Annotated in this window: 26 protein-coding genes and 1 pseudogene; 10 read left to right on the top strand and 17 right to left on the bottom strand. The window is 71.1% G+C overall.

The annotated features are described in order from the left end of the window. Positions 1–120: 120 nt before the first annotated feature. Together IF78_RS0141680 and IF78_RS0141675 are read right to left on the bottom strand one after the other, a co-directional pair. Complete coding sequence (locus IF78_RS0141680; RefSeq protein WP_234440009.1) at positions 121–1,074, bottom strand: serine/threonine-protein kinase; 954 nt, start codon at positions 1,072–1,074, stop codon at positions 121–123. Positions 1,075–1,285: 211 nt separating this feature from the next. Next, the gene (locus tag IF78_RS0141675) at positions 1,286–2,071 is read right to left on the bottom strand and encodes a nucleotidyltransferase domain-containing protein (RefSeq protein WP_031487863.1); all 786 of its coding nucleotides are present in this window, start codon (positions 2,069–2,071) and stop codon (positions 1,286–1,288) included. Between the two features lie 328 nt (positions 2,072–2,399). Here IF78_RS0141675 and IF78_RS0141670 point away from each other — a divergent pair, with 328 nt between their 5' ends. The 4 genes from IF78_RS0141670 (at position 2,400) to IF78_RS0141650 (ending at position 4,416) form a co-directional block, all read left to right on the top strand. Next, positions 2,400–2,894, top strand: coding sequence for a hypothetical protein (locus IF78_RS0141670; RefSeq protein ID WP_234440008.1), 495 nt, complete (start codon positions 2,400–2,402; stop codon positions 2,892–2,894). Between the two features lie 246 nt (positions 2,895–3,140). After that, positions 3,141–3,425 (top strand): hypothetical protein, encoded by a 285-nt coding sequence (locus IF78_RS0141660; protein ID WP_031487861.1) that lies wholly within the window; start codon positions 3,141–3,143, stop codon positions 3,423–3,425. 56 nt (positions 3,426–3,481) lie between these two features. Continuing rightward, positions 3,482–3,961: a RidA family protein gene (locus IF78_RS0141655; protein ID WP_051828662.1), complete on the top strand. Its 480-nt coding sequence runs from the start codon at positions 3,482–3,484 to the stop codon at positions 3,959–3,961. Beyond that, on the top strand, positions 3,958–4,416 hold the full coding sequence (locus tag IF78_RS0141650) for a GNAT family N-acetyltransferase (RefSeq protein ID WP_031487859.1): 459 nt from the start codon (positions 3,958–3,960) through the stop codon (positions 4,414–4,416). Before IF78_RS0141655 ends, IF78_RS0141650 begins: the two co-directional genes overlap by 4 nt. Here the strand turns inward: IF78_RS0141650 and IF78_RS0141645 are convergent, their stop codons facing one another. Continuing rightward, positions 4,417–5,136 (bottom strand): aspartate/glutamate racemase family protein, encoded by a 720-nt coding sequence (locus IF78_RS0141645; protein ID WP_031487858.1) that lies wholly within the window; start codon positions 5,134–5,136, stop codon positions 4,417–4,419. A gap of 5 nt (positions 5,137–5,141) precedes the next feature. Further along, entirely contained in the window at positions 5,142–6,662 is a 1,521-nt protein-coding gene (locus IF78_RS0141640; RefSeq protein WP_037642724.1) for an NCS1 family nucleobase:cation symporter-1, read from the bottom strand. Positions 6,663–6,831: 169 nt separating this feature from the next. Between IF78_RS0141640 and IF78_RS0141635 the strand changes: the two genes are divergently transcribed. Beyond that, positions 6,832–7,545, top strand: coding sequence for a GntR family transcriptional regulator (locus IF78_RS0141635; protein WP_244889810.1), 714 nt, complete (start codon positions 6,832–6,834; stop codon positions 7,543–7,545). Between the two features lie 62 nt (positions 7,546–7,607). Here the strand turns inward: IF78_RS0141635 and IF78_RS0141630 are convergent, their stop codons facing one another. Together IF78_RS0141630 and IF78_RS0141625 are read right to left on the bottom strand one after the other, a co-directional pair. Further along, complete coding sequence (locus IF78_RS0141630; protein ID WP_031487890.1) at positions 7,608–8,273, bottom strand: maltokinase N-terminal cap-like domain-containing protein; 666 nt, start codon at positions 8,271–8,273, stop codon at positions 7,608–7,610. A 37-nt stretch (positions 8,274–8,310) separates the two neighbouring features. Beyond that, complete coding sequence (locus tag IF78_RS0141625; protein ID WP_031487889.1) at positions 8,311–8,997, bottom strand: uracil-DNA glycosylase; 687 nt, start codon at positions 8,995–8,997, stop codon at positions 8,311–8,313. 68 nt (positions 8,998–9,065) lie between these two features. Between IF78_RS0141625 and IF78_RS0141620 the strand changes: the two genes are divergently transcribed. Then, positions 9,066–9,599, top strand: a complete 534-nt coding sequence (locus tag IF78_RS0141620; RefSeq protein WP_031487888.1) for an RNA-binding S4 domain-containing protein — start codon at positions 9,066–9,068, stop codon at positions 9,597–9,599. A gap of 67 nt (positions 9,600–9,666) precedes the next feature. Here IF78_RS0141620 and IF78_RS0141615 read toward each other — a convergent pair whose 3' ends face one another. Continuing rightward, positions 9,667–10,131 carry a DoxX family protein gene (locus IF78_RS0141615; RefSeq protein ID WP_031487887.1) on the bottom strand — a complete coding sequence of 155 codons (465 nt, stop codon included), beginning with the start codon at positions 10,129–10,131 and terminating at the stop codon, positions 9,667–9,669. A 99-nt stretch (positions 10,132–10,230) separates the two neighbouring features. Continuing rightward, on the bottom strand, positions 10,231–11,142 hold the full coding sequence (locus IF78_RS0141610; protein WP_031487886.1) for an acyltransferase domain-containing protein: 912 nt from the start codon (positions 11,140–11,142) through the stop codon (positions 10,231–10,233). 56 nt (positions 11,143–11,198) lie between these two features. On the opposite strand from IF78_RS0141610, the gene IF78_RS0141605 reads away from it, so the two are divergent. Further along, positions 11,199–11,495 carry a DUF6343 family protein gene (locus tag IF78_RS0141605; protein ID WP_051828654.1) on the top strand — a complete coding sequence of 99 codons (297 nt, stop codon included), beginning with the start codon at positions 11,199–11,201 and terminating at the stop codon, positions 11,493–11,495. Positions 11,496–11,538: 43 nt separating this feature from the next. Here IF78_RS0141605 and IF78_RS0141600 read toward each other — a convergent pair whose 3' ends face one another. The 4 genes from IF78_RS0141600 to rpsA form a co-directional block, all read right to left on the bottom strand. Then, a complete protein-coding gene (locus IF78_RS0141600; protein ID WP_031487884.1) occupies positions 11,539–11,919 on the bottom strand; it encodes a tetratricopeptide repeat protein in 381 nt (126 codons plus the stop codon). An 89-nt stretch (positions 11,920–12,008) separates the two neighbouring features. Then, a complete protein-coding gene (gene coaE, locus IF78_RS0141595; RefSeq protein WP_031487883.1) occupies positions 12,009–12,626 on the bottom strand; it encodes a dephospho-CoA kinase in 618 nt (205 codons plus the stop codon). A 65-nt stretch (positions 12,627–12,691) separates the two neighbouring features. Beyond that, on the bottom strand, positions 12,692–13,630 hold the full coding sequence (locus IF78_RS0141590) for a PAC2 family protein (RefSeq protein WP_031487882.1): 939 nt from the start codon (positions 13,628–13,630) through the stop codon (positions 12,692–12,694). Between the two features lie 260 nt (positions 13,631–13,890). Then, complete coding sequence (gene rpsA, locus IF78_RS0141585; protein WP_031487881.1) at positions 13,891–15,387, bottom strand: 30S ribosomal protein S1; 1,497 nt, start codon at positions 15,385–15,387, stop codon at positions 13,891–13,893. Between the two features lie 376 nt (positions 15,388–15,763). On the opposite strand from rpsA, the gene IF78_RS0141580 reads away from it, so the two are divergent. Further along, on the top strand, positions 15,764–16,600 hold the full coding sequence (locus tag IF78_RS0141580) for a class I SAM-dependent methyltransferase (RefSeq protein WP_078662807.1): 837 nt from the start codon (positions 15,764–15,766) through the stop codon (positions 16,598–16,600). A 4-nt stretch (positions 16,601–16,604) separates the two neighbouring features. After that, a pseudogene (gene hrpB / locus IF78_RS44580) lies at positions 16,605–19,083 on the top strand (ATP-dependent helicase HrpB). Here the strand turns inward: hrpB and pgfA are convergent. The 3 genes from pgfA to IF78_RS0141560 form a co-directional block, all read right to left on the bottom strand. Next, complete coding sequence (pgfA, locus tag IF78_RS0141570; RefSeq protein WP_031487879.1) at positions 19,073–20,065, bottom strand: cell envelope lipid trafficking protein PgfA; 993 nt, start codon at positions 20,063–20,065, stop codon at positions 19,073–19,075. The pseudogene hrpB and the gene pgfA sit on opposite strands and share 11 nt — an antisense overlap. A 31-nt stretch (positions 20,066–20,096) precedes the next feature. Further along, a complete protein-coding gene (locus IF78_RS48155) occupies positions 20,097–20,231 on the bottom strand; it encodes an SPW_0924 family protein (RefSeq protein ID WP_107050126.1) in 135 nt (44 codons plus the stop codon). 163 nt (positions 20,232–20,394) lie between these two features. Beyond that, positions 20,395–22,143 carry a lytic transglycosylase domain-containing protein gene (locus tag IF78_RS0141560; protein WP_031487878.1) on the bottom strand — a complete coding sequence of 583 codons (1,749 nt, stop codon included), beginning with the start codon at positions 22,141–22,143 and terminating at the stop codon, positions 20,395–20,397. A 324-nt stretch (positions 22,144–22,467) separates the two neighbouring features. On the opposite strand from IF78_RS0141560, the gene IF78_RS0141555 reads away from it, so the two are divergent. Next, positions 22,468–23,346 carry a DUF4184 family protein gene (locus tag IF78_RS0141555; protein WP_031487877.1) on the top strand — a complete coding sequence of 293 codons (879 nt, stop codon included), beginning with the start codon at positions 22,468–22,470 and terminating at the stop codon, positions 23,344–23,346. On the opposite strand, the gene IF78_RS0141550 is transcribed toward IF78_RS0141555, so the two are convergent. Together IF78_RS0141550 and polA are read right to left on the bottom strand one after the other, a co-directional pair. Next, entirely contained in the window at positions 23,243–23,650 is a 408-nt protein-coding gene (locus IF78_RS0141550) for a hypothetical protein (protein WP_031487876.1), read from the bottom strand. The two genes, IF78_RS0141555 and IF78_RS0141550, sit on opposite strands and share 104 nt — an antisense overlap. A 281-nt stretch (positions 23,651–23,931) precedes the next feature. Next, complete coding sequence (gene polA / locus IF78_RS0141545) at positions 23,932–26,658, bottom strand: DNA polymerase I (protein WP_031487875.1); 2,727 nt, start codon at positions 26,656–26,658, stop codon at positions 23,932–23,934. Between the last annotated feature and the right edge of the window lie 307 nt (positions 26,659–26,965).

Raw genomic sequence — 26,965 nt, 5'->3', positions numbered from 1 at the left:
CCACGGAGACCATGGGCCGCCGCGCGGGCTGAGCGGTGACGGCATACGCCAACCAGCCGACGCCGACGGCGAGTTGAGGAGCCCGACAGCTACCGACGGGGCCGCGTCACACGTGCACACTCAGTGACCGAGCCGGCGGGCAAAGACCGGCCGGGCCCACGAGGGCGGGTCAAGAGGCAGCCCGACGGTCCTGTCCACCCGGGTCGGCGGATGCGCGGCCGGCCGGACATCTTGCACCGCTGCGCGCAACGCCGCCACGAACTCCAGGCAGGAGTCGAATCGATCTTCTGGAACCTTGGCCAGGGCCCGATCCACCACCGCGTCCATCGCCTGCGGAGTACCGGGTCGGCGTTCACTCAGAGCGGGCGGCTGATCGTACTGGTGGGCCCACAGCAGTTCCATGCTGTCCTCCCGCTGGAAGGGCGGCCCGCCGGCGAGGGTTTCGTAGACGACACAGGCGAGGCTGTAGAGATCGCACCTGCCGTCCACGGGGCGCCCCGCGATCTGCTCCGGTGCCACATAGTCGAGCGTGCCGACGAACTCGCCCACGGACGTGAACCCCGTCAGCGACAGCGATTTCTTCGTCAGCCCGAAGTCCGTGAGATAGACGTGCTCGGGGTGGTCGCTGTCCGTACCCCTGGCCAACAGCACATTGCCGGGCTTGACGTCCCGGTGCACCAGATCATGCTCATGAGCCGCGTCCAGGGCGGACGCCACCTGTGCGGCGATGCGCAACGCGGTGTCGACCTGCAGGGGGCCGTCCCGGTCGAGCAGGCCACGCAGGTCCAGTCCCGGGACGTACCGCATGGCGATGTACAGGACACCGTCCGTCTCGCCGGCCTCGAAGATCGGCACGACGTGCGGGTGGTCGAGCGCCGCGGCGACCCGCTGCTCGTGCGCGAAACGACGGCGGAAGGTGTCGTTGCGGACCATGTCCGGGGTCAGCAGCTTCAGCGCGACCGTACGCTCGAGCCGCAGATCCCGTGCCCGGTACACGACGGCCATGCCCCCGCGGCCCAGTTCGCACTCCACCTGGTAGCCCGCGATCTGCGCCCCGATCAGTCCCGCACCCATCGCATGCCCCATCCGCACATCACCGGCCACCCTCGCCACCGGCGCCCCACAGGCGCTTCGCCCGACCGGCAAATCTCCTGTTCACCCACAATTGTCCTGCGCCCCCGCTCGACCGGCCACATCCCGGCAAGCACGACGGCCCACAGGGCTGTGCGGCGGTCGGGACGGACGGTGCAGGTGATCACCGACGGCGTTACCGGACAGGTGCCAGTCACGCGCGCGGCGACGCCTCCCTCTCCATCACCTGCTCGAAGAGCAGCTCCGCTTCGGCGACCGCCCCGCTCATCCGCTCACGGCGGCCACCCAATGACCCGATGACGCCGTCAACACCCCGCAGCCCCGCCCGCTCCAGCAGGCGCTTCTCGTTCGTCACCCACTCGCCCCGCGCCGCCAGCACCGCATGTCCGGTCTGCACGGCAGCCGAGGCGAGCGCGCCGGCGAGTTCGGTGAGGCGGCCCGGCGGGGCGTGGTTGGCCTTGGCGTATGCGAGAGTGGCTCGGGCGGTGCCGTACCAGCGCTCGGCCGCCGTGCGGCGCAGCTTCTCCGGATACGCCGCCGGACGCGGGAGTTCGCCCCGCAGCACCCGGTTGACGGCCAGCTCCGCGACGACCAAGTAGCTGGGAATCCCGGCGAGATGGAACAGCAACGGCTCCACCCGGAACCGCCCCTCCTCCGCCTCCGCCAACTCCCGCTCGACCACGTCGAGATCGCGGTAGTGGACGTCGACACGCCGCCCGTCGACCGTCAGCCACGCACCCCCGTTGAAGACACCCCCACCCCAGCCACCGACCTCGGACACCTCGCCTTCCCAGCCCACCGCGCGGAGCCGGGCCGGGTCGAAGGCGCCCCGGTAGTAGATCGCCAGGTCCCAGTCGCTGTCGGCTCTGTGGGTGCCCTGGGCCCGGGAGCCGCCGAGGGCGACGGCGTGGACGGTGGGGAGGGAGGCCAGGCGGTCGGCGACGGTGTTGAGGAAGTCACGATCGTCGGAGGTCGGCATGTGTTCAGCGTATGTAGCCCTGCGCTGCCCCTCCAGGCAATTCCGCCCGACGGCCTCACCCCGTCGGGGCCATTGTCAGTGGCAGGAGTTATCAATGAAGTCGTCACTCAGTGTTACGACAGCGGGGGAAGCAGTGATGACGACGCACGAGAAGGATCAAGCGGGTCAGGGCGGCGGGGAGCCGCAATCGAGGTATACGCATCTGTCCGAAGCCGGACTCCGCTCCCGGGGCTGGACCCTCGGGATGGTGCGCCAACTGCTCGGCCGGCCCGACAGGCTGGGGGGCAATCCGGTCTTCCGGACTGCCCCGCCGACCCGCCTGTACAGCATGGAGCGAATCGAGGCCGCCGAGCGGAGTGAGGAGTTCCGTGCCATCGCGGCTGCCGCCGTGCGGCGGTCGAAGGCGGCGCGGGCTGCAGCTGTCCGCAGGCGGCGGGAGCTGCTGGCGCGGATCGCGGCGGAGCCGCTCGAGGTGCCGCGGCTGGCTCCGGACAAGTTGGCGGCGCTGGCCGTCGAGCACCGTAATCGCCAGGAGGAGAAGCGGGCGCCCGGGCGATGGCGGCTCGGGCGTGCCGCGGAGCCGGCCACGGTCAAGGGTGCGGAGCCCGGTGCGCTCCGGCAGTGGGAGGTCGACTATCTGCGTCATCGGCTGAGCCGGTACCACGAGATCCTCGGTGAGCTGTACGGAAGCGCGGGCCGTGCCGCAGGCGAGAAGCTGCTGCGGCGCAGGGTGTACGCGACCATCTCCGAGGCGTACCCACACCTTGCACAGGAGTGCGAACGCCAGTTGCGTGAACGAGAGGGTGGTCCGCCCCCTGGATGACATCACCAGGTGGAGGTCGGTGAAAGGCCCGACCCGGTGGGGGCCCACGTCCCTACGCTCCGGCGCATGAAAGATGATCAAGTGGCCCGTCTCCACGAACGCCTCGCCGTCCGCCCCGAGTAACGCCCCGTCGCCTTCGGTGAGGGCCGACGGTTCGGTCTCTGGGACCTCGCCTCACATCGCCATCGACACCTGGCCCGTGGGCATGGGCGCGGTGCGCATCTCGTCGCTTTACGTCCAGGTGAGGTGACGTTCCTGGTGGCCGACGCCGAGGGGCGGTTGCTCCCGCTCCTCGTCGCCGGTAGCGACGGCGGGCGGCTGCGGCTGCGCGAGACCGAGCACTGCCGGCGCATGGCCGACGAACGTGATGCCGTACGGCTGTATGCGCGGGCCACGCCGGCGTTGCATTTGGCCGTGCGCGGACTGCCGTTGGTGCGCGGGGAGGAGGAGTGGGCCGAGGCCCACTGGTCGTGTGACATCGGGGAGCCGGAGGGGAAAATCGGGTGCGGGCGTGGGTCAGGGCGCGGATGATCGGCGAGTTGTCCGCCGTCCATCCGGCGAAACCTCAGGAACTCCCCGGAGCTCTCATGATCCGTCGCGTCACCTCCCCCGCTCTCTTCCCGCCGCCCACCTACTCCCACGCCACCGTCGTCGAGGCCGGCACAAAGCTCGCCTTCCTCGCCGGGGCCGTGCCCCTCGACGTCGACGGGAACCTCGTGGGAGAGGGCGACCCCGTGCGGCAGGCCGAGCAGGTGATCGCCAACATGGAGAAGCAACTGCGGGCGGTCGGCAGCGACTTGGCCCATGTGCTGTCGACCGACGTGTACGTGGTGAGCGGTGAGACCGCGGTGCTGTCCGCCGTGTGGGAGGTCGTGGAGGCGTCCGGGCTGAGCACCGGTCCGCATTCGTCGACGCTTCTCGGGGTTGCCTGCCTCGGTTACTCGGGGCAGTTGGTGGAGATCACGGCGACTGCCATGGTTCCCGAGGAGCCCGCAGACAGTGCTCTTCCCGAGAAGCCGACGGACGGCGCTGCTTCCCAGGCCCCGGCCGATCGCTCGCAGTCATGACCGCCGTAGCCCTGCGCCGCGCCCTGGCCACCGACGCCGGTGCCGCCGCCGACGTCTGGCTGCGGTCGTTCGCCGCCGCGCTTCCGACGGTCGTCCGGGCGCACTCGGACGACGCGGTGCGGACGTATTTCCGGGAGGTGGTGGTGCTGTTGCGGGAGACCTGGGTGGCCGAGGCCGCCGACCGTGTCGTCGGCGTCATGGTGCTCGACGGTGACCTGCTCTCCCAGCTCTACCTCGACCCCGACTGGCGTGGCCGCGGCATCGGAGACCGCTTCGTCGACCTCGCCAAGCGGCGCCGCCCCGACGGACTGAGCCTGTGGACCTTCCAGGTCAACAAGCCGGCCCACCGCTTCTATGAGCGACACGGCTTCGTCGCCGTCGAGCACACCGACGGCAGCGGCAACGAGGAGCGGGAGCCGGACGTGCGGTATGTCTGGCGTCCCGGTCAGCCCTGATCACCGCTGTTCCCGCCCCCACCCCCGCCGCTTCGGCAGCGGCTTCGCATACCCCCCGACCCGGCTCGTCGTCAGTCCCAACGCCACCAGCGACTCGGCGAGTTTGACGGCCGCCGCCACCCCGTCGACCACCGGCACCCCCAGCTTCTCCCCCACCGTCCGCTGCAACCCGGTCATCCCGGCGCACCCCAGCACCAGCACCTCGGCACCCGCGTCCCGCGCCCGCTCGGCGGCCGCCAGAAACGCGGATTCCGTGCGCTCACCGGACTCCAGCTCCAGCACCCCGAGCCCGGTACCGATCACGGCGACACAGTTGCGGCCCACCCCGGCCGTCTCCAGGCTGTCCTCGATCTGCCCGCACGACCGCTCCAGCGTGGTCACGACCCCGTACCGCCGCCCCAGCAGGCAGGCCAGATGCGCCGCCGCCTCCGTGATGTCGACGACCGGCACGTCCACCAGCTCCCGGACACCCTCACGTCCGTGCTCCCCGAAACCGGCCATGACGACCGCGTCGTACGCGGGACCCTCGTACGTCCGCAGCGCGTCGATCACCGCCGCCGCCGAGAGGTAGCTGTCGAGCCAGCCCTCGGCCGACTCGGGGCCCCACGCCGGGGTGAGCCCGAGCACGGTGGTGCCCGGGCCTGCCGCGGCCCGGGCACCTCGCACGATCTCCTCGGTCATCTCCTGCGTGGTGTTGCAGTTGGTGACGACGATCCGCACGTCCTTCAGACCTCCCGCGCCACGGACTCGGTGCCGGACCCGGCGACGGACCCGGCTACGGACGCGGTCGCGGACTCGCCGGCGGACTCCGCACGCTCACCGCGGCACAGCACCAGGTACAGCCCCGCCGCCATCGCCGTACCGATGAACCACGAGTACGGCGCCACATCGCTGAACGTCTTCACCAGCGCCAGCACCGCCGCGACACCCGCCGCCGGCAGGAACGCCCACAGCGCCTTGGGGTTGACGCCCTTGCGGTAGTAGTAGCGCGAGCCCGGCTCGGCGGAGAACAGCTCGTTGACGTCCACCCGGCCGCGCTTGACGAGGTAGTAGTCGACCATGATCACGCCGAACAGCGGGCCCAGGAAGGCGCCCAGACCGCCGAGGAAGTAGTTCACGACCGTCGGGTTCGAGAAGAGGTTCCACGGCGTCACCACCAGCGCCGCCACCGTGCTGATCATGCCGCCGACCTTGAAGGTGATCTTCTGCGGCCAGACGTTGGCCAGGTCGTACGCCGGTGAGACGAAGTTGGCGACGATGTTGACGCCCATGGTGGCGATGGCGAAGGTCAGCGCGCCGAGCACCAGCACCCAGGTGTTGCCGATCTCGGCGACCAGGTAGGCCGGTTCCGTGATGGCCTTGCCGAACACCTCGATCGAGCCCGCCGTGACGATGACCGAGACGACCACGAATGCCGTCGAGTTGATGGGCAGGCCCCAGAAGTTGCCGCGCTTGACGGTCTTGTAGTCGGGCGAGAAGCGTGAGAAGTCGCAGAAGTTGAGCATCAGCGTGCCGTAGGTGGCGAGGATCAGGCCGATCGCCCCGAACCACTGCCGCCACTGCTCGCCGACCGAGACCGGGTTCGGGGTCGAGGTGAGCGAGATCGTCCAGCCGGCCTTGGCGAGCACCCAGATCGCGAGGGCGATCATCACGATCCAGATGGCGGGACCGCAGAAGTCCTGGAACTTGCGGACCGACTCCATGCCCTGGCTGATGATCGCCGCCTGGAGCAGCCACAGGGCGATGAAGGTGCACCAGCCGAGCTGGTGCAGGCCCAGGAAGGAGTTGTGCGTCCAGGACTCCAGGCCCGGCCAGGCGGCCAGCAGCATGATGTTGACGGCGACGGACGCCAGATAGGTCTGGATGCCGTACCACATGATGGCGATGACGGCCCTGATCAGCGCCGGGATGTTGGCACCCCACACGCCGAAGCTGATGCGGCTGACCACGGGGAACGGGACACCGTGGCGCTGGCCGATCTTCCCCATCCAGTTCATGCCGATGTAGATGAGCACGAAGCCGACGAGCAGGGAGGTGAAGACCTGCCACACGTTCATGCCGAGGACCAGCAGTCCGGCCGCGAACGTGTAGTTGCCGAGGTTGTGGACGTCGGACATCCACATGGCGAAGAGATCGAAGACCTTCCAGTTGCGCTTGCCCGCGGGCGCGAGGTCTTCGTTGGTGAGCCGGGGATCGGGGACGAACGCTGCTGTGCCGGTGGCTTCGGCACGGTCGGCGATGGACACGGGGCCTCCAGGAGCGAGGGGACGGAGGACTGCTTGTGGAGGAGCCGCCTACGATACGGCGGGTTTGGTATACCAAACTGCGGACATAGTCCTCCCGTCAACCGTTCCGACCGATGTCGCTCTTGTTAACGCTCCGTAAAACACACCCGGAGTCGGCGAAGATGAGCCCATGAGCTCCACGACGAAGATCGAACCTCTGGGCGCGGTCCGCGAGCGCGTCCTGGCCGGCCTGCGGCAGGAGATCATCGCGGGCCGCCTGCGCCCCGGCGACCGGCTGGTCGAGCGGGAGCTGGCCGAACGCTTCAGGGTCTCCCGGGTGCCGGTCCGCGAGGCGATCCGCGCGCTGGTCGCCGAGGGGTTCGTCCACTTCGAGACGCCGCGCCGCACGGTCGTACGGCGGCTGACCCCGACCGATGTCAAGGAGCTCTTCGAGCTGCGGGAGGCGCTGGAGGTGTACGCGGCGGGACTGGCCGCCTCACGTGCGACACCGGAGGACCTGGCCGAGGTCGAGCAACTCCTCGACCAGGCGGCCACCGCGACCGAGGCGGGGGACGCGGAGGCGATCACGGACGTCAACAGCCGGCTGCACGACCGGATCCTGGCCATGGCGGGCAACACCCTGCTGATCGAGGTCCTGGAGCCGGTCGCGGGCCGACTGCGCTGGATGACCCGGCGCAACGAGGAGTGGCCCCGCCTGCCCGGCGACGCCTGGCACGCACGCTCGCTGCGTTGCCGAACCGCCCACGTGGCTCCTCCCCCACGCTCGAACCGAGCTTCGCTCGGCTCGCGTGGGGGCACCCCCATCGAGGGCGCTCCGCCGCCTTGCGATCGCACGCACCAGACGCCGCCGGGCCCGCCCTTCGGGCGGAAGACGGGAATTTGACGACAGGGCCTAGCAGCGGCACGGCCCCTCGGCGGGGTCACGACCGTGCCGCCGAACGGCGGTCAGGGCCGGACGTCGGTGTGCAGGGCGGCGAACACCCCCCGTACCCGGGAGCCGTCCGGCATGTCCCAGGCGCCTGCGACGTGGCCCGTAGTCCCCGGCGGCAGGGCGAGCGGTCCGTCCGGGGCGGGGCGCAGGACGCGGTGCAGGCGCAAGGTCACGCCCTGCGGTGGTGCGGACAGCTCGGTACCCTCCCGGTCGTCGGTGGCAGTGGTGAAGTCCCGGGGGACGGCGCCGTCACCGGTGTAGGACCGGCTGACCTCCTGGTCGGGCGTGTCGCTGAGGCTCTGTGCCTGGGCCTGGACCCGCCCCTCGATCAGGGCCGTCAACTGGGCCACCAGCACCGGGTCATGGCAACCGTCGTAGGCCCAGCGCCGCCCCAGAACGCCGTGCTCCATGGTGCCGACCAGGGCGTGCTCCGCGCCGTCGAGGGGTGCGCCGCGATAGGTCAGCGGCACCAGGTAGGCGGTGGGAGCGGCACCCGAGGCGTCGGTGACCACCATGAACTCCATCCCCACCTCGCCCTCCGGATCGTCCAGCCGGAACCCGCCGGCCTTGGTCAACTCCGGTTCGCCCGGGCCGCCCTCGTACCAGGGGCGGGTGGGCAGCCAGGTCGTGAGCAGCTCCAGCTTGGTCGGCTTGAGAGTGGTGTGGTGAATGACAGCCATCCACGCACCGTAACCTCCGTACGACCACCCCGCCCGCTCATTTCAGCCCGGCCGCCTCCGCCGCCGCACCCAGCACCTCCGTCAGCATCGCGGGCGTGAGCCGGCCGGTGAAGGTGTTGCGCTGACTGACGTGAAAGCACCCGAGGAGTTCCAGCCCGTCCAACGCCACCCGAGCCCCATGCCCGAACGCGGGCCGCGGCCGGGGCACCCCCCACCCCGCCTCCGCCAGCGCGGGCAGCGTCGCCTGCCAGCCGAAGGCCCCGAGTGCTACGACCGCCCGCAGCGTCGGCCGCAGCAGCCTCAGCTCCTGCACGAGCCAGGGCCGGCAGGTCTCCCGTTCCCCCGGTGTGGGTTTGTTGGCGGGCGGCGCGCAGTGCACGGGAGCCGTGACGCGGACGCCGTACAGCTCCAGCCCGTCCCCTACGGCGACCGACGTGGGCTGCGAGGCGAGGCCCACGTCATACAGCGCCTGGTACAGCACGTCCCCGGAGCGGTCCCCGGTGAACATCCGGCCGGTGCGGTTGCCCCCGTGCGCGGCCGGCGCGAGCCCGACGATCAGCAGCCGGGCGTCCGGCGGACCGAAGCCCGGTACCGGCCGGCCCCAGTACGTCTGGTCCGCGAAGGCGGCACGCTTGGTGCGGGCCACCTCCTCTCGCCAGTCGACGAGCCGCGGACAGGCCCGGCAGCCCGCGATCCGGCGGTCGAGATCAGCGAGGGCGTCCACAGCTCCACCGTACGGCCGCCTCCGCCCGTACGGGACCACGGTCACCGTACGGGGACTAAGGTCGAGGCATGGCTTCCGAGGAAGACGAGGCGAAGGCCGGCGGTACGGCCGAGGGACAGCGGCCGGAGGCGGGGCAGGTCGAGCAGGCCGTCGACCCGAAGAACGCCGCCGCCGTGGCCGCCGCCGAGGCCGCCGGTCCGCAGAACGGCGAGAGCGTGCGGATCGACAGCTGGATCTGGGCCGTACGCCTGGTCAAGACCCGCTCTCTGGGCGCGACCGCCTGCAAGGGCGGGCACGTGCGGGTGAACGGCCAGAACGTCAAGCCCTCCCACACCCTGCGCATCGGCGACGAGGTACGTCTGCGCCAGGAGAACCGGGAACGGGTCGTCATCGTCAGGCGGCTCATCCGCAAACGGGTCGGCGCGCCCGTCGCGGCCCAGTGCTACGTCGACAACTCGCCCCCTCCCCCGCCGCGCGAGGCCGTCGCCCCGGCCGGCATCCGCGACCGGGGCGCGGGCCGGCCCACCAAGCGGGACCGCCGCGAGATGGAACGCCTGCGCGGACTCATGGGCGACGGCGCGGGCCGGCCACCCGGACGGTGACTCCCCCATGGCGGTGGCGTCCGGCAGGCCGAGCAGGCCCGGGCCGGACGCCAACCGTGCCGTCGGCTCATGCGCGTCGTCGTACCAGCCGCAGAAGATCCGCATTGGAGCTCCGTCGTGCCCAGGCGATCAGGGCGAACGGCACCATCAGAATGAGCGGTGTCGCGGCGTACTGTCCGTCGAAGACGGCGACCTGAACGACGAACGCGCCCACCATCAGGGCGATGAACGCCATGGCCGCCAGGGACTGCAGCACCGGGATCAACAGGGCGATGGCTCCCGCCAGTTCGAGGGCGCCGATGGTGTACATGCCCACGCTGCCCCAGCCGAGCTCGTCGAACGACTCGGCGGCCGAGGAATGGGCGATCAGCTTGGGCACAGCGCTCGCGATGCCCATGAAGAGCGCGAGGAGAACCTGCAGGCCGCGCAGGGCGATACGGGCCCGGCGACCGCGCCGGGTCGCGGACTCGGCGATGACCGTGGCGGACGGGGCGGAGGCGGCGGTGGCGACCGAAGCGGCGGTCTCGGACATGGGGTCTCCTGGTGAGCGGTGGTCCGTGGTGCTGTCACGGAGGTAGACCGGGGCTCGCGCCGGAACTCATCGCCGGCGCCACGGAATTCCGAAGGGATTTCACGCGCCGTCGCCGAACGGCATCCACCCGTGCCCGACATACCAGTGACCTCCCGCCCGCAGATGGTCCCCGACGGCCCGCTCGACCGCCGTGCGGCGCGGCAGGCCCCCGATCGGCAACTCCGGGTCGCCGAAGACGAATTGGACCGGCTCGGTGTCGGCCGGCTCCGTTTCCGCGCGGGTGATACGGAAGCGCTCCTGGAACCGGACGATGTTGGAGTCCTCGGGCAGGTACTTCCTGAGCTGTGGGTCCAGCAACCAGGACTGGCAGGTCATCACCCGGTGGCGCTCCTCGGGAAAGTGCAGTGGGAAGAACTCCCGGGCCAGCGCCAGCGACCGGTCGACACAGGCCGGCGTCAGCGGCCCGTGGAAGTCGGGTATGTGCAGGTTGAGGCAGGGCGAGTCCGGACCCACGTCAAGCCCGGCCGCCGCGAGCGCGGTCCCCGTCCGCCGCCCGAGCCGCGCCCGCTCGAACTGCAACCGCCCCAGCTGGTACAGCTCGCCGCGGAAGTGATGGGTCAGCCACCACGGAGCCTGCACTCCCGCCCGCCCGTACCGCCGGCGGTACACGGCCATGTTCCGCCCGAGATCGGCGAGGGTGCGCCGGGAGACATCGGCCGGGACGCCTCGCTCGCGGTGGTACGCGCGCGTGGCGGGCAGCGCCGCGACGAAGACGTACACCGGGAAGCAGCGCTGCAAGGGTCCCGACGCCCAGTCGAGGTCCGGCAGGTCGACGGCGCCGCCGACCTCCCCCATGCCCCGGACGAGCTCGTCGACGGACCGCTCCAGGAACTGCCTCAGCTCCGGGTCGTCCGTCACCCGTCGGGCCATCCGCACGAGGTCGTTGATGTCCTCGTGGGGTACCTGGAGGTCGAGCAGCATCTCGGCCAGTTCATCGGTGTCCGGCAGCACGGGGCCCCCTGCGAGGAGTACGAGGAGTACGTTTCAGAGAGGAGTGGTGATTTCCGATGCGTACGGGCAGTGAACCTGCGACAGCGCGCAGTGCGCTGCGGGCCCGCTTCTGGCTGTGCGTGTGGGGCGTGGCCTGGGCGGTCTTCGGCACCGTCGCGTTCGCGCTCGCGGGCCGTCCCGGCTGGGCGGTGGCCTGCGGTGTGCTGTGGCTGGTGATCATGGTCGACATGGTCATGGTCCTCAGGCACATCCGCCAGGGCCCGCACTACCAGCCGGGCCGCGACATACCGCCGTATCGCCCGCCCGAGGACCGCCCGTACCGGCCGCCTCCGCCGGGGAGCCGCTACCCCTAGCCGCACCGGAGAGCCGTCATCCCCGGTCGGCCGCCGTCGCCGCTCACCCGTCGAACCGTGCCGCCTTGAGGTAACGCGGGTTCGGATCGAGCGCGGCGGCCAGCCGGAAGTGCCGCTTGGCCTGATCGTGTCTGGCCTGGCGCTCGTAGGTGCGGGCGAGCGCGAAGTGCGCGAACGCGTTGTCCGGCTCGCGCTCCAGGACGATCGTGAACTCCAGCTCGGCGGGCCGTAGTTGGGCGGCGGCGAAGAAGGCACGCGCGCGCAGCAGCCGGGCGGCGGTGTTCTCCGGGTGCGCGGCGATGACCCCGTCGAGCAGCTTCACCGCGCCCCGCGGGTCTCGCGCGGCGAGCAGTTGCTCGGCGGCGCGGAAGTCGATGACATGCGTCTCCGGAGTACGTCCGGTCGAACCGCTGGTCTCGGGCACGGCAAAGTCCTTCCCTCACTGGAGGAGTTCAACGCGCGACCGGCGCGCCGCTATTCCTGGGGCGACCGGGACCGTGGGCTCCCCTGCGCCTAGTGAGAACCCCGTATGTCCCCATGGGCTCGGCGCACGAGTTCGTCCCAGACGTCCTTGACCCGCCGTTGAAGCACATCCAGCGGCACGTCGTTGTCGATGACGACGTCCGCGATCTCCAGCCGCTTCTCCCGCGTCGCCTGCGCGGCCATCCGCGCGCGTGCGTCCTCCTCGGTCATACCGCGCAGCCGGACCAGCCGGTCGAGCTGGGTCTCGGGACTGGCGTCGACGACGACCACGACGTCGTACAGCGGAGCGAGGCCGTTCTCGGTGAGGAGCGGGACGTCGTGCACGACGACGGCGTCGTCGGCGGCGCTCTCCTCGAGCTCACGGGAGCGGGCGCCGACGAGGGGGTGCACGATCGAGTTCAGTACGGCGAGCCGGTCCGGGTCGGCGAAGACGATCGAGCCCAGCTTGGGCCGGTCCAGGCTGCCGTCCCCGGCGAGCACCTCCTCCCCGAAGGCCTCGACGACGGCGGCGAGACCGGCGGTGCCGGGCGCGACGACCTCGCGCGCGATACGGTCCGCGTCGATCAGCACGGCCCCGCACTCGACGAGCAGCCGCGACACCTCGCTCTTACCGGCACCGATCCCGCCGGTCAGGCCCACCTTCAGCATGACCGAAAGCTTAGGCCCTGCCACCGACAGCGCACCCGGCAGGACCGGCCCAGGGCCCCGGCGTCTCAGCCGTCGCCCTCCCGCTCCGCCAGGAAGCGCTCGAACTCGCGGCCGATCTCGTCCGCCGACGGGATGTCCACGGGCTCGGCGAGCATGTTGCCGCGGGTCTCGGCGCCGGCGACGGCGTCGTACTGGTGCTCCAGGCCCTCGACCAGGTTGGTGAGCTCCTCGTCGCCCTCGCGGATCTGGCGGTCGATCTCGTTCTGCGTGCGGTGGGCCTCGGTGCGCAGGGAGTGCGCGATGCCGGGCAGGACGAGCCCGGTGGCCGCGGTGACGGCCTCCAGGACGGTCAGCGCCGCGTCGGGGTACGGGGAGCGGGCGATGTAGTGCGGTACGTGCGCGGCGACACCGAGCACGTCGTGCCCGGCCTCCATCAGCCGGTACTCGATGAGGGACTCGGCGCTGCCGGGCACCTGCGCCTCGTCGAAGGGGCTGCGGTGACCCGGGACGAGGTCGGTGCGGTTGCCGTGCGGGGTGAGGCCGACCGGGCGGGTGTGCGGGACGCCCATGGGAATGCCGTGGAAGTTCACCGACAGGCGCACCCCGAGCCGCTCCACGATCTCCTTGACGGCCCCGGCGAAGCGCTCCCACTCCACGTCCGGCTCGGGCCCCGACAGCAGCAGGAAGGGCGCGCCGGTGGCGTCCTGCACGAGCCGCACCTCGATGGCGGGGTCCTCGTAGTCGCTCCAGCGGTCGCGCTTGAACGTCAGCAGCGGGCGGCGGGCGCGATAGTCCACCAGCCGGTCGTGGTCGAAACGGGCGACGACCTGGTGGGGCAGCGAGTCGAGAAGCCCGTCGACGATCTGGTCGCCGGTCTCGCCCGCGTCGATGTATCCGTCGAAGTGGTAGAGCATGACCAGACCGGCCGACTCCTGGGCCAGCGCCATGTCGACTACGGCCAGCCCCTTCGGCTCCCATGCGTACAAACCCTGCGGATCAAGCACTGTGACCGCTCCTCCTCGTGTCCGTACGTGACAACGCCCTTACGGGCGTGGGCATTCCCGGAGGGAGGGGCTCATTGATCTTGCCGGCTTGGGCAACGCCTCAAGGGGCGCGGGGCTGTATCGATATGCGGCTCCGCCGCGCGGGCGCGACCAGCCACGACCGCGCCGCAGACGAACGACAAAGCCCCCGAGCACGCCAAAGGGCCGCACCTCGAAAGGTACGGCCCCTCAGCTAACGGCTAAGCCTCAGCGGCCAGCGTTCAGCTCTGGCCGCCGGCCAGCTTCTCGCGAAGCGCGGCAAGCGCCTCGTCCGAAGCCAGCGCACCGGAGGTGTCCGCACCCTCGGAGGAGTACGAACCGCCACCCGCGGCCGGAGCCGCACCCGCGGTGTCGCCACCCTCGGCGGCAGCGGCAGCGTCGGCCTCGCGGCTCTTGATGACCTGCTGCTGGTGCTGCTCGAAGCGGGTCTGCGCCTCGGCGTACTGGCGCTCCCACTCCTCGCGCTGCTTCTCGTAGCCCTCGAGCCAGTCGTTGGTCTCGGGGTCGAAGCCCTCGGGGTAGATGTAGTTGCCCTGGTCGTCGTACGAGGCAGCCATGCCGTACAGGGTCGGGTCGAACTCGACCGAGGCCGGGTCGGCACCGAAGGACTCGTTGGCCTGCTTCAGCGAGAGGCTGATGCGACGACGCTCGAGGTCGATGTCGATGACCTTGACGAAGATCTCGTCGTTGACCTGGACGACCTGCTCCGGGATCTCCACGTGGCGCTCGGCCAGCTCGGAGATGTGGACCAGACCCTCGATGCCCTCGTCCACGCGGACGAACGCACCGAACGGAACCAGCTTGGTGACCTTACCCGGGACGACCTGACCGATCTGGTGGGTCCGGGCGAACTGCTGCCACGGGTCTTCCTGGGTCGCCTTCAGCGACAGGGAGACACGCTCGCGGTCCATGTCGACGTCGAGGACCTCGACGGTGACTTCCTGGCCGACCTCGACAACCTCGGAGGGGTGGTCGATGTGCTTCCAGGACAGCTCGGAGACGTGGACCAGACCGTCGACGCCACCCAGGTCCACGAAGGCACCGAAGTTGACGATCGAGGAGACGACGCCCGAACGGACCTGACCCTTCTGGAGGGTGGTGAGGAACGTCTGGCGGACCTCGGACTGGGTCTGCTCCAGCCAGGCACGGCGGGACAGGACCACGTTGTTGCGGTTCTTGTCCAGCTCGATGATCTTGGCCTCGAGCTCCTTGCCCACGTAGGGCTGGAGGTCGCGAACGCGGCGCATCTCGACCAGGGAGGCCGGGAGGAAGCCACGGAGGCCGATGTCGAGGATGAGACCACCCTTGACGACCTCGATGACGGTACCGGTGACGATCCCGTCCTCTTCCTTGATCTTCTCGATGGTGCCCCAGGCACGCTCGTACTGGGCGCGCTTCTTCGAGAGGATCAGGCGGCCTTCCTTGTCCTCCTTCTGGAGGACAAGGGCCTCGATCTCGTCACCGACGGCGACGACCTCGTTGGGGTCGACGTCGTGCTTGATCGAGAGCTCGCGGCTCGGGATAACGCCTTCGGTCTTGTAACCGATGTCGAGCAGGACCTCGTCCCGGTCGACCTTCACGATGACGCCGTCGACGATGTCGCCGTCGTTGAAGTACTTGATCGTCTCGTCGATCGCGGCGAGGAAGGCTTCCTCGTTACCGATGTCGTTGACCGCTACCTGCGGGGTGGTGGCGGTGGTCTCGGTGCTGCTCGTCATGTGGGAAAGGGCTCCGGTACGGACATTGAGTCGTAGGTACTGCTTACGCCGGGAGCCCGTTTCGCTCTGCAGAAGCCGGACAGCCTAGGAAGCGCCACTCGAAAATCCTGGTGGCGCCTCGACAACCGAGGGGACATACAACAGATGCGAGCGCAGCCTGCTACGTCTGAGGTGCGCAGGCCCGCAGCGCAACTTGTAGCATACGGGGGCAGCCGGACATGGTCAATGCGCGAACGCGCACACCCGGGGCGGATCGCCCCATACCCGGCACAAATCGCGTCCCTCGAGGCCGCGCAGGCCTAGGGGCGCCCCTTTCCTGACACCGCCGGGAGGGGCCGCGCCGTTCAGGTGACGGAAGAGTACGACGAGGGAGCCGATCATCCAAGAGCCCGTATCGCCCGAGATCGCGTCCGACGCCTCCTTCGAACCGGAGGCCACCAGGCGCGACGCCGGTGTCGCGGAGAGTTCCCGCGCCAATCGGGGCTGGTGGGACCGCAACGCGGACGAGTACCAGATCGAGCACGGCACCTTCCTCGGCGACGACCGCTTCGTATGGGGTCCCGAGGGCCTGGACGAGGTGGAGGCCGAGCTGCTCGGCCCGCCGGAGGACCTCAAGGGCAAGGACGTCCTGGAGATCGGCGCGGGCGCGGCGCAGTGCTCGCGCTGGCTGGCCGCGCAGGGCGCCCGCCCGGTCGCCCTGGACATCTCCCACCGCCAGCTCCAGCACGCATTGCGCATCGGGAGCGCGTTCCCCCTGGTGTGCGCCGACGCGGGCGCCCTCCCCTTCGCCGACGCCTCCTTCGACCTGGCGTGCTCGGCGTACGGCGCGCTGCCGTTCGTCGCCGATCCGGTGCTGGTGCTGAGCGAGGTGCGGCGGGTGCTGCGCCCGGGCGGGCGCTTCGTCTTCTCGGTCACCCACCCCATCCGCTGGGCCTTCGCCGACGAGCCGGGCCCGGAGGGCCTGTCCGTCTCGGCCTCGTACTTCGACCGCACGCCGTACGTCGAGCAGGACGACGACGGCCGCGCGGTCTACGTCGAGCACCACCGCACGCTCGGCGACCGTGTCCGGGACGTCGTCGCGGCGGGCTTGAGGCTGGTGGATCTGGTCGAGCCGGAGTGGCCGGCCTGGAACACCTCGGAGTGGGGCGGCTGGTCACCGCTGCGCGGGAACCTGATCCCGGGGACGGCGATCTTCGTGTGCGTACGAGACTGAGAGCGTGATCCGTTACGACGCCCTGGACGCGCTGCCCGTACGCGGTGCCCTGCCCTGCCTGAAGGACGCTCTGGAGGGTCACGGCACCGCCGTGCTGGTGGCGCCGCCCGGCACCGGCAAGACGACCCTGGTGCCGCCGGCCCTGGCGGGGCTGCTCGGCGAGGGACCGGCCCGGCGGGTCGTCGTCGCCGAGCCCCGGCGGATCGCGGCCCGGGCCGCCGCGCGGCGGATGGCGTGGCTGCTGGGCGAGAAGGTCGGCGAGAGCGTCGGGTACACCGTGCGCGGTGAACGGGTCGTCGGGCGGCACGCGCGCGTGGAGGTCGTCACGACCGGTGTGCTGTTGCAACGGCTGCAGCGTGATCAGGAGCTCGCGGGCGTGGACGTCGTGGTGCTCGACGAGTGCCACGAGCGGCATCTGGACGCGGACACGGTGGCGGCGTTCCTGTGGGACGTACGGCAGACGCTGCGGCCGGAGCTGCGGCTGGTGGCCGCGTCGGCGACGACGGACGCGCAGGGCTGGGCGCGCCTGCTGGGTGACGCGCCGGTGGTCGAGGCGCAGGGCGTGTCGCATCCCGTGGAGGTGGTGTGGGCGCCGCCCACGCGCCCTGTGCGGCCGCCGCACGGGATGCGGGTCGACCCGGCGCTGCTGACGCATGTGGCGTCGACGGTACGGCGGGCGCTGGCCGAGCGGGCGGGGGACCGTGCTGTGTTTCCTGCCGGGCGTGGGTGAGATCGCGCGGGTGGCCGCGCAGCTGGGCGACCTCGGGGACGTCGAGGTGCTCCAGGTGCACGGGCGGGCGTCGGCGGCCGTGCAGGACGCGGTGCTGGTGGGCGGGGAGCGGCGCCGGGTGGTGCTGGCGACGTCCGTGGCCGAGTCGTCGCTGACGGTTCCCGGTGTGCGGGTCGTCGTCGACTCGGGCCTTGCGCGGGAGCCTCGCGTCGACCACGCGCGCGGGTTGAGCGCGCTGACGACGGTACGGGCCTCGCAGGCGGCCGGGCGGCAGCGGGCGGGGCGGGCCGGGCGTGAGGCGCCGGGTGCGGTGTACCGCTGCTGGGCGGAGGCCGAGGACGCGCGTCTGCCGCGTTTTCCGTCGCCGGAGATCAAGGTGGCCGACCTGACGGCGTTCGCGCTGCAGGCGGCCTGCTGGGGCGATCCGGAGGCCACCGGGCTGGCCCTGCTGGATCCGCCGCAGGGCGGGGCGATGGCGGCGGCGAGGAGCGTACTGACGGCCATCGGTGCGGTGGACTCGGACGGGCGGGCCACGGAGCGGGGCGGCGCGCTGGCCCGGCTGGGGCTGCATCCCCGATTGGGGCGGGCGCTGCTGGACACATCCGGTGCGGGTGCCGAGGTGGTCGCACTGCTGAGCGAGGAGGCCCCGAGGGAGTACGGGGACGATCTGGCCGCCGCTCTGCGGGCGGCTCGGCGTGGCGGTGACGCCTACGCGGGGCGCTGGCGTGCGGAGGTACGGCGGTTGCGCGCGAGCGGCGAGAGCACGCCGGCGCAGGACGCGGACGACCGCAGCGTGGGCCTCGTCGCCGCCCTCGCGTTCCCGGAGCGCGTCGCGAAGCTCGACGGCGGTTCCTACCTCATGGCCTCCGGCACCCGCGCCGCACTCGGTGACGGCAGCCCCCTGCGCGGTGCCCCGTGGATTGCCGTGGCCGTCGCGGACCGGCCCGTCGGCAAGGGGCACGCGCGCGTGCAGCTCGCCGCCGTCGTGGACGAGGATGTGGCCCGGTCGGCGGCGGCCTCGCTGTACGAGGAGGGCCAGGAGGTGCACTGGGCGGACGGGGATGTCGTCGCCCGGCGGGTCGAACGGCTCGGGGCGATCGAGCTCGCGGCGCGGCCCCTGACGGACGCCGACCCCGTACTCGTACGCGATGCTCTCCTCGAAGGCCTCCGGCAGGAAGGGCTCGGCCTGTTGCGCTGGTCCCCAGACGCCGGCGTTCTGCGGCAGCGGCTCGCGTTTCTGCGCCTGCACCGCGGCGAGCCCTGGCCCGACGTGTCCGACGACGCGCTCCACGCGCGCGTGGACGAGTGGCTGGAGCCCGAGCTGAGCCGGGCCCGGCGGCGGGCCGACCTCGCCCGGATCGATGCCGGTCAGGCGCTCGCCCGGCTGCTCCCGTGGGCCTCGGGCGACGCCGGGCGGCTGGACGAGCTCGCGCCGGAGCGGATCGCCGTACCGAGTGGGTCCAGGATCCGGATCGACTACGGCAACCCCGAACAGCCCGTGCTCGCCGTGAAGTTGCAGGAGATGTTCGGGCTGCACGAGTCGCCGTCGGTCGCCGGGGTGCCGCTGCTGGTCCATCTCCTCTCCCCCGCCGGGCGCCCCGCCGCCGTCACCGCCGACCTCGCCTCCTTCTGGAAGGACGGCTACAAGGGCGTACGGGCGGAGTTGCGCGGCCGTTATCCCAAGCACCCGTGGCCCGAGGACCCGGCGACCGCCGAGCCGACCCGGCACACCAACGCCCGGCTCAGGCGGTGACCGGTTCCGGTTCGGTGTCCTGGGCCGGACTGGGGTCGCCGGGGCGGCGGCCGCGTGCCTCAAGGTAGAGGGACAGGGACAGGAGCAGCACGCCCAGAGTCAGGAAGCCCCAGGGCAGGTACGACGTCATCAGCAGGACCAGGGTGCGGTTGGACTTGACCAGGTCGACCGTGTAGTCGATGTAGTCCTCGCGCATCTTCACGTGGCCGGCGAACGCCGTCACCTTGTCGCGGTCGCCGAGCAGGGTGCCGCCGCGCAGTTCCTCCTTGTGGATCTCCTCCCCGTAGACGGGGGCGCCGGTGTGGGGTTCGACCCAGAACTTGCGGACGGTGGTGTACCAGCGGGTGGTGCCGGTCTTGGCCACCGACTCCGGTGTGATGCCCTTGACCGGCATCGTCCTGGGGAACTTCACCTTGGTCCACGGGATGGTCTGCTCGAAGTAGTAGACCTCGACGCCGCGGAAGTCCTGGGTGCCCTTGTAGTGGATGGGCGCGCTGGTGCGGGTCTGTGCGTCGAAGTACTCGTAGTCCCGTTTCTCCGTCAGGAAGGGCCACTTGAACTCGATGCCCTGCCGCCTCACCGGGTCGCCGTCGACCATCTCGCCGGTGGCGTGGACGGGTTCCTGGGTGTGGGCGTCGAAGATGTAGCGCTCGGGGATCCTGGAGACCATCTTGCCGTCGGGGCCGACGACATAGGACAGGCCGTCCCAGACCACCACGTCCTTCCCCGCCGTCTTCTCGATCTTCTCCGAGGCTTCGACGTTGCCCTTCAGGGTCTGCACGATGGTGACCTTGGGGACCTTGCGGGCCCGCATCGTGCCGTAGTCGAGGAGGGTCGCGTCCTTCGCCTCCAGGACCATGTCCTGGTACTGGTTCGTCGGGATCTTGGCCAGGCGCGGGAAGGCGTACCAGCGCAGCAGCGGGGACAGTGCCGCGAAGAACACGGCGAGGGCGAGCAGGATCAGACCGGCCTTGCGGCGCATCTCGGCCTCCCTCCCGGACGGGCGGACGCGGTTACGGGTGTGCGGGCACTGTTGTCAGCAACGGCTTGGGCGATGTCTCGCCCGCCGGGCCGCCGAGCGCTGTGAGGGTGAACACGAGGGCGAGCGCGACGGCGAGACCGGTCGCGGCGGCGATCAGGGCGCGCATGCCTGCCTCCCGACGGACGGAACCTTCAGGACAGCGGAACTGATACATCGTCAGGTTCCGCACCGTAGCAACGGGCGGGCGAGATGAGAACACGTTGCACACACAACGAAGGGCGCCCGGTCCGCCGTGGCGGAAGGGCGCCCTGCGTCGGGCCGTGCGGTGGCTACGCGGTGGGGCTCGGCGATGCCGACCCGGACGTCGACTCCGACGGGGTCGGGCTGGGCGACGTCCCGGCCGCCGCCACCTTCAGCTCGACGGTCAGTGTCGCGCCGCCCGCGGTGTTGATGCGGAGCAGGAACGTGCCGGTGGTGTCGTCGGCGTACAGCTTCGGCAGCTTGAGCAAGCCGTTCGCGTCCGTCGTCAGGCCGGTCAGAGTGCGTACGGTCTTGCCGTCGGCGTCCTTGAAGTAGGGGCCCTTGTCGTTCTCGGTCGGGTCGTCCGCCGACTTGATGAGGGTGGCGGTGGCCGCGACCTTGTCCGCGACGGCGCCCTTGTAGGTCGCCTTCACCTCGACCTGGTCGGCGAACTCGCCGCCCGGGGTGCAGGTCAGCGCGGTGTCGCTGGTGCGGGTCAGGGTGTCGGCGGCGCGCTCGGTGACCGTGGCCGTGTAGTCGAGGCCGGCGATCGTGCGGCCCACGACGGTGGCGCGGACGACGAACTCGCCCGTGTTCTCGCCCGCCTTCAGCGCGGGCGCAACGGCCTCACCGGCGGTGTTGGTGAGGGTCGTGGCGTACTTCTCGCCGGTGCTGAAGGTGGCGTCGGTGGCGCCGATGATCGTGAAGCGGACCCGGACCTTGGGAATGCCCTTTCCGGCCGAGGTCTCGGCGCGGGTGCTGATTTTCTCGGTGAACGTGTCGCCGGCCATCGCGGTGAGCTTGGCGGTGTCCGCGTCCTCCAGGTGGTCCACCATGTCGGTGGGGGTGGGAGGCGTGGTGCTGGGCGGGGTCGTGGTCGGCGGGGTCGGCTTGGGGCTCGAGGAGCCGCCGTTGTCGCCGGGCTTGGGGGTGCTCGGCGCCGAGGGCGTCGAAGGGGTCGTCGGCGTGCTGGGCGTCGTCGGCGTCGGCGTCGGGCTGGCGCCCGCCGTGTCGTCGCTGCGGTCGGAGGGGAGGGTGCCGGTGCCGTCCGGGATCTCGTGGGTGCCCTTGCGGTAGTACTCCAGCCACGACAGGACGAGGTTGAGGTAGTCCCGCGAGTTGTTGTAGCTGAGGATCGCGCGGTCGAGGTCGTCCTGGGTGGACAGGTCCCAGCCGTAGCGGCACAGGTAGTGGGCGGCGGCGAGCGCGGCGTCGTAGATGTTGTTGGGGTTCTTCTCCCCGTCGCCGTTGCCGTCGCGGCCGGCCCAGGCCCAGGTTGAGGGGATGAACTGCATGGGGCCGACGGCACGGTCGTACGAGCTGTCGCCGTCGTAGGCGCCGCCGTCGGTGTCACTGATGTTCGCGAAACCGTTGCCGTTGAGCTGCGGGCCGAGGATCGGGGAGGTCGTGTCGCCGTTGGCGTCGACGCGGCCGCCGCGGGCCTGGCCGGACTCGACCTTGCCGATGGCGGCGAGGAGTTCCCACGGCAGGTTGCAGCCGGGCTTGGCCTCCCGGAGCGCCGCCTCGGCCTTCTTGTAGGCGTCCAGGACGGTCGCGGGGATGCCCGCCTCGCCGGCGGCCGGGGTCACGGGCGTGGTGGTGCCCGGCGAGGGGCTGGGGCTGTTGAGCGGCGGCAGGTCCGTGTAGTACGGCGAGTTGCCGGTCGCGCTCTCCTCGGCGGGCGTGTCCGCGGAGGGCTGGGTTCCGGTGGTGACCCTTCTGCCGGCGTCGTCGGTCGTCACTCCCGGAGCCTGGGAGGCGGCCAGTGCCGCGACCACGACCGCGGCCACCGTGGTGTTCACCGCGCCCTTGCGGAGCCTGCCGAATTGCGCCGCCATGAAATGGACCCCTCCCGTGGACGCCCGAGCGCCCGCCTCTGTCTGTCGGGCTCGCCGTGTCGTGCTCGCCCCTGTAGTGACGATCGACTCGCCGCGACAGTTGCCCTCGCGGCACGCTTTCCGTCGCTGTTCATCCGTTCGGCCGCGTTCCCCCGGCACGGTGACCCAGGCGACCCTACGACAACTTCCTTTGCAGGGGCACCCGTTGGTGCCCGATTTTTACCAGTTGGCCATGTGCGGTCCGTCCATCGGACGTCGCGCATACTGGCTTCGCCGACGACCCGGGGCCGAACGCCCCCTCAACACCCCGAACAAGGAGCACCGTTGCCGTTCACGCTCAGCCATGCGGCGGCCGTACTGCCCGCCGTACGCACCGACGGAACCGGCCGCGGCGCTCTGGTACCGGCCGTACTGGTGGCGGGTTCCTTCTCTCCCGACATGACCTATTACGCGGCGAGTGTCCTGCCCGAGGCGATGGAGTTCGGCGATGTCACGCACTCGTTCGCGGGCGTGTTCACCGTCGATGTGGTGGTTGCCTGGGCGCTGGTGGGCCTGTGGCTGCTGCTGCGCGAGCCGCTGGTGGCGCTGCTGCCGGTACGGCGACAGGCCCGGCCGGCCACGCTGCTGCGCTGCGGGGCGCCACGCGCGCGCGTACGCCCTTCGCTCGCGGTGCGGTGGTACGTCTCGGCCGCGCTCGGATCGCTGACGCATGTCGTGTGGGACGCGTTCACGCATCTCGACCGCTGGGGGATGCGGCTGTTTCCCGTCCTCGGCGAGGAGATCGCGGGGTCGCCGCTGTACTGGTATCTGCAGTACGGCGGTTCGGCGGTCGCCGCGGTCGTCATCGCCGCGTTCGTGGTCGTGGCGCTACGGCGGACTCCCGCGGCCGCGCCGGTCGGGGTTCCGGTCCTTTCGGTACGGGACCGGTGGCTGGCCGGTGCGGTGATCGGTGGGCCGGCCGTGGTGGCGGCGGTGCGGCGGGCGGCGCGCTGGTGGGAGTACTGGGGGTCGACCGCGAAGTACTGGGAGCTGATTCCGACGCTGTGCTTCGGGGCGGGCGCGGGGCTCGTGCTCGGGTTGCTGCTGTACGCCGTGGCGGTCAGGGTGTGGCGTCCGGTCCTGGGCCCCGGTGGTTCGGGTGCGGATTCGGATGCGGATGCGGGCGAGGCCGGTCGGGAGCCGAGCCGGCCTGCGGCTCGGTGAGGGTGCCGGCGGTCGCGACGAACACGGTGACGATGCGGACGGGGCGGGGCCGTGGGAGCAGGGTGCGGGCCAGGGCCAGGTAGCTGCGGGTGAGCTCGGCCCAGTCCTGTGCGCGGTGCGGGAGGCGGTGCCAGAGGGCTGCCGCCGTGTGCCGCAGGGTGCGCATCGGGTCGGTGGGGATGCGGGCTGTGCCGGCGCCGGCGGCGAAGGGTGGGGCCGCGGGCGCTGTGGAGGGGGCGTCGCCTGCGGTGGTCGCGTTCGCCGGTGCCGGGGTCGTCCGGCGGTTGAGCGTGCGTATACCCATGCCCGCCATCTTTACGGGCAGCGGGGGGCGGGGGCGCTTTTGCGGGGGCCACGAGAGTGACGGGCCCTCCGGGGTGGGGCGGGGGCCCCTGCGTGTGCCGGGTTGCGGTGGTTCTCGGGGCTGCGGGTGGTGTGTGGCTGGTCGCGCCCACGCGGCGGAGCCGCATATCGACACAGCCCCGCGCCCCTTGGAGGGCGTTGCAGTCCCCCCATCAAAAAGCCCCGATGCCGGGCCGGTCGGGGACCTGGCCCGGCATCGAGAAGTGGCTCTACCGCCGGAGGCTAGTGCGCTGCCGACTCCCAGTCGGGGCCCGAGCCGACCGAGACGCCCAGCGGGACCCTGAGGTGGACCGCGTTGGACATTTCCCGGCGGACCAGGGCCTCCGCCGCCTCGCGTTCGCCGGGGGCGATTTCCAGGACGATTTCGTCGTGGACCTGGAGCAGCATGCGGGAGGTGAGGTTCTCCTCGCGCAGGGCCCGGTCGACGTTGAGCATGGCGATCTTGACGATGTCCGCCGCCGTGCCCTGGATGGGCGCGTTGAGGGCCATGCGCTCGGCCGCCTCGCGGCGCTGACGGTTGTCGCTGTTGAGGTCGGGGAGGTAGCGGCGGCGGCCGAAGAGCGTCGCCGTGTAGCCCGTCGACCGTGCCTCGTCGACGGCGCGGCGCAGGTAGTCACGGACCCCGCCGAAGCGCTTGAAGTAGGCGTCCATCAGCGCGCCCGCCTCGGCCACATCGATGTTGAGCTGCTGGGAGAGGCCGAAGGCCGAAAGACCGTACGCCAGGCCGTACGACATCGCCTTGATCTTGCGGCGCATCTCCGCGTCCACCGCGGCGGGTTCCACGGCGAACACCTGCGAGGCAGCCGTGGTGTGCAGGTCCTCACCGGAGGTGAACGCCTCGATCAGGCCCTCGTCCTCGGACAGGTGAGCCATCACGCGCAGTTCGATCTGGCTGTAGTCCGCGGTCATCAGGGACTCGAAGCCCTCGCCGACGACGAAGCCCCGGCGGATCGCCCGGCCCTCGTCCGTGCGGACCGGGATGTTCTGCAGGTTCGGGTCCGTCGAGGAGAGGCGGCCGGTCGCCGCGACCGTCTGGTTGAACGTGGTGTGGATGCGGCCGTCGGTCGCGATCGTCTTGATCAGGCCCTCGACGGTGACGCGCAGCTTCGCCTGTTCCCGGTGACGGAGCATGATGACCGGCAGTTCGTTGTCGGTCTGCGTGGCGAGCCAGGCCAGGGCGTCGGCGTCCGTCGTGTAACCCGTCTTCGTCTTCTTCGTCTTGGGCAGGGCGAGTTCGCCGAAGAGGACCTCCTGGAGCTGCTTGGGCGAGCCCAGGTTGAACTCGTGCCCGGCCGCCGCGTGCGCCTCCTTCACGGCCTGCTGCACGGCGCCCGCGAACATCTGCTCCATGGCCTCCAGGTGGGGCCGGTCGGCCGCGATGCCGTGCCGCTCCATGCGGGCCAGCAGGGCGGAGGTCGGCAGCTCCATGTCGCGGAGGAGGTCCGCGGCGCCGACCTCCTCCAGACGGCTCTCGAAGGCCTCGCCCAGGTCGAGGACCGCGCGGGCCTGGATCATCAGCGCCTCGGCCTCGGCGCCGTCGTCCGCGCCGAAGGCCAGCTGGCCGTCGGCCGCGGCGGCCGGGGCCAGCTCGCGGTGCAGGTACTCCAGGGACAGCGCGTCCAGATCGAAGGAGCGGCGGCCCGGCTTGACCAGGTAGGCGGCGAGCGCGGTGTCCATGCGGACGCCCTCGATGCTCCAGCCGTGCTCGGCGAAGACCCGCATCGCGCCCTTGGCGTTGTGGAAGACCTTCGGCTTGGCGGCGTCGGACAGCCAGCCCGCGAACGCCTTCTCGTCGGCCTCGTCCAGCTGCGCCGGGTCGAACCAGCCGGCCGCGCCGTCGGCCGCGGCGAGGGCGACCTCGGCGACCGAGCCGGTGCCGAGCGCCCAGGTGTCGACGGTGGCCACGCCGAGGAGCCCGCCGCCGTGCTCGGCGAGCCAGGGGGACAGCTCGCCGGTGCCGAGCACGGAGCCGTCCAGCTCCACACCGTCGGTCGAGATCGGGGTGGCCTCGGCCTCCTCGGCTCCGGGGTCGACGCCGAAGAGCCGCTCGCGCAGGGAGGGGTTACGGATCTCCAAGGTGTCCAGGATCATCGCGACGGCCTTGCGGTCGTACGGCACGCGCGCGACGTCGGCGACGGTCTTGGGCAGCTCGACGTTGCGCTCGAGCTCGGTCAGCCGGCGGTTGAGCTTGACGGCCTCCAGGTGGTCGCGGAGGTTCTGCCCCGCCTTGCCCTTGACCTCCTCGACGCGCTCGACGAGCTCCGCGAACGAGCCGAACTGGTTGATCCACTTCGCCGCCGTCTTCTCGCCGACGCCGGGGATGCCCGGAAGGTTGTCGGACGGGTCGCCGCGCAGGGCCGCGAAGTCGGGGTACTGGGCGGGCGTCAGTCCGTACTTCTCGAAGACCTTCTCCGGGGTGAAGCGGGTCAGCTCGGAGACGCCCTTCGTCGGATACAGCACCGTGGTGTGCTCGCTGACCAGCTGGAAGGAGTCGCGGTCACCTGTGACGATCAGCACCTCGAAGCCGTCGGCCTCGGCCTGGGTGGCGAGCGTGGCGATCACGTCGTCGGCCTCGAAGCCGTCGATGGCGAACCGCGAGACATGCATCGCGTCGAGCAGCTCGCCGATCAGCTCGACCTGGCCCTTGAACTCGTCCGGGGTCTTGGAGCGGTTCGCCTTGTACTCGGTGAACTCCTGCGAGCGCCAGGTCTTGCGGGACACGTCGAAGGCCACGGCGAAGTGCGTGGGCGCCTCGTCGCGCAGCGTGTTGGCCAGCATCGACGCGAAGCCGTAGATCGCGTTCGTCGGCTGGCCCGTCGCGGTCGTGAAGTTCTCCGCGGGCAGCGCGAAGAACGCACGGTAGGCCAGCGAGTGCCCGTCCATGAGCATCAGGCGGGGCCGGCTGCCGCCGGGGTTGTTTTCGGTCTGCTTCGATGCTGTCTCTGCCACGCCCCCGATCCTGCCACGCCCCACTGACACTCGGTCCCCATCGGGGGTCCGTCCGGTCGGACACGGCTGGACCCCGCCGGGCTCCGTGAGGGCTCCGCCGTGAGGTCGATCGCCGACGCGACGGAAGAAAGGAGAGCGGCGGAGCAAGAGCAGGCCGCAGAGGAAGGCGGCACAGCGCGGGCCGGTGCAGGCAGAGCCGTGCAGGTCGGGGCAGGCGCCGGCGGGCACCATGAGCGGCGGCGGACCGGCCGGCAGCAGGATCCCGCCCGCCACCCGCCTCTCCTCCGTCGGCTCGGGCGTCCACGCG

The organism is Streptomyces bicolor (genome assembly GCF_000719285.1).
Taxonomy (GTDB): Bacteria; Actinomycetota; Actinomycetes; order Streptomycetales; family Streptomycetaceae; genus Streptomyces; species Streptomyces bicolor.
This window is presented reverse-complemented; position numbering and strand designations above follow the sequence as displayed.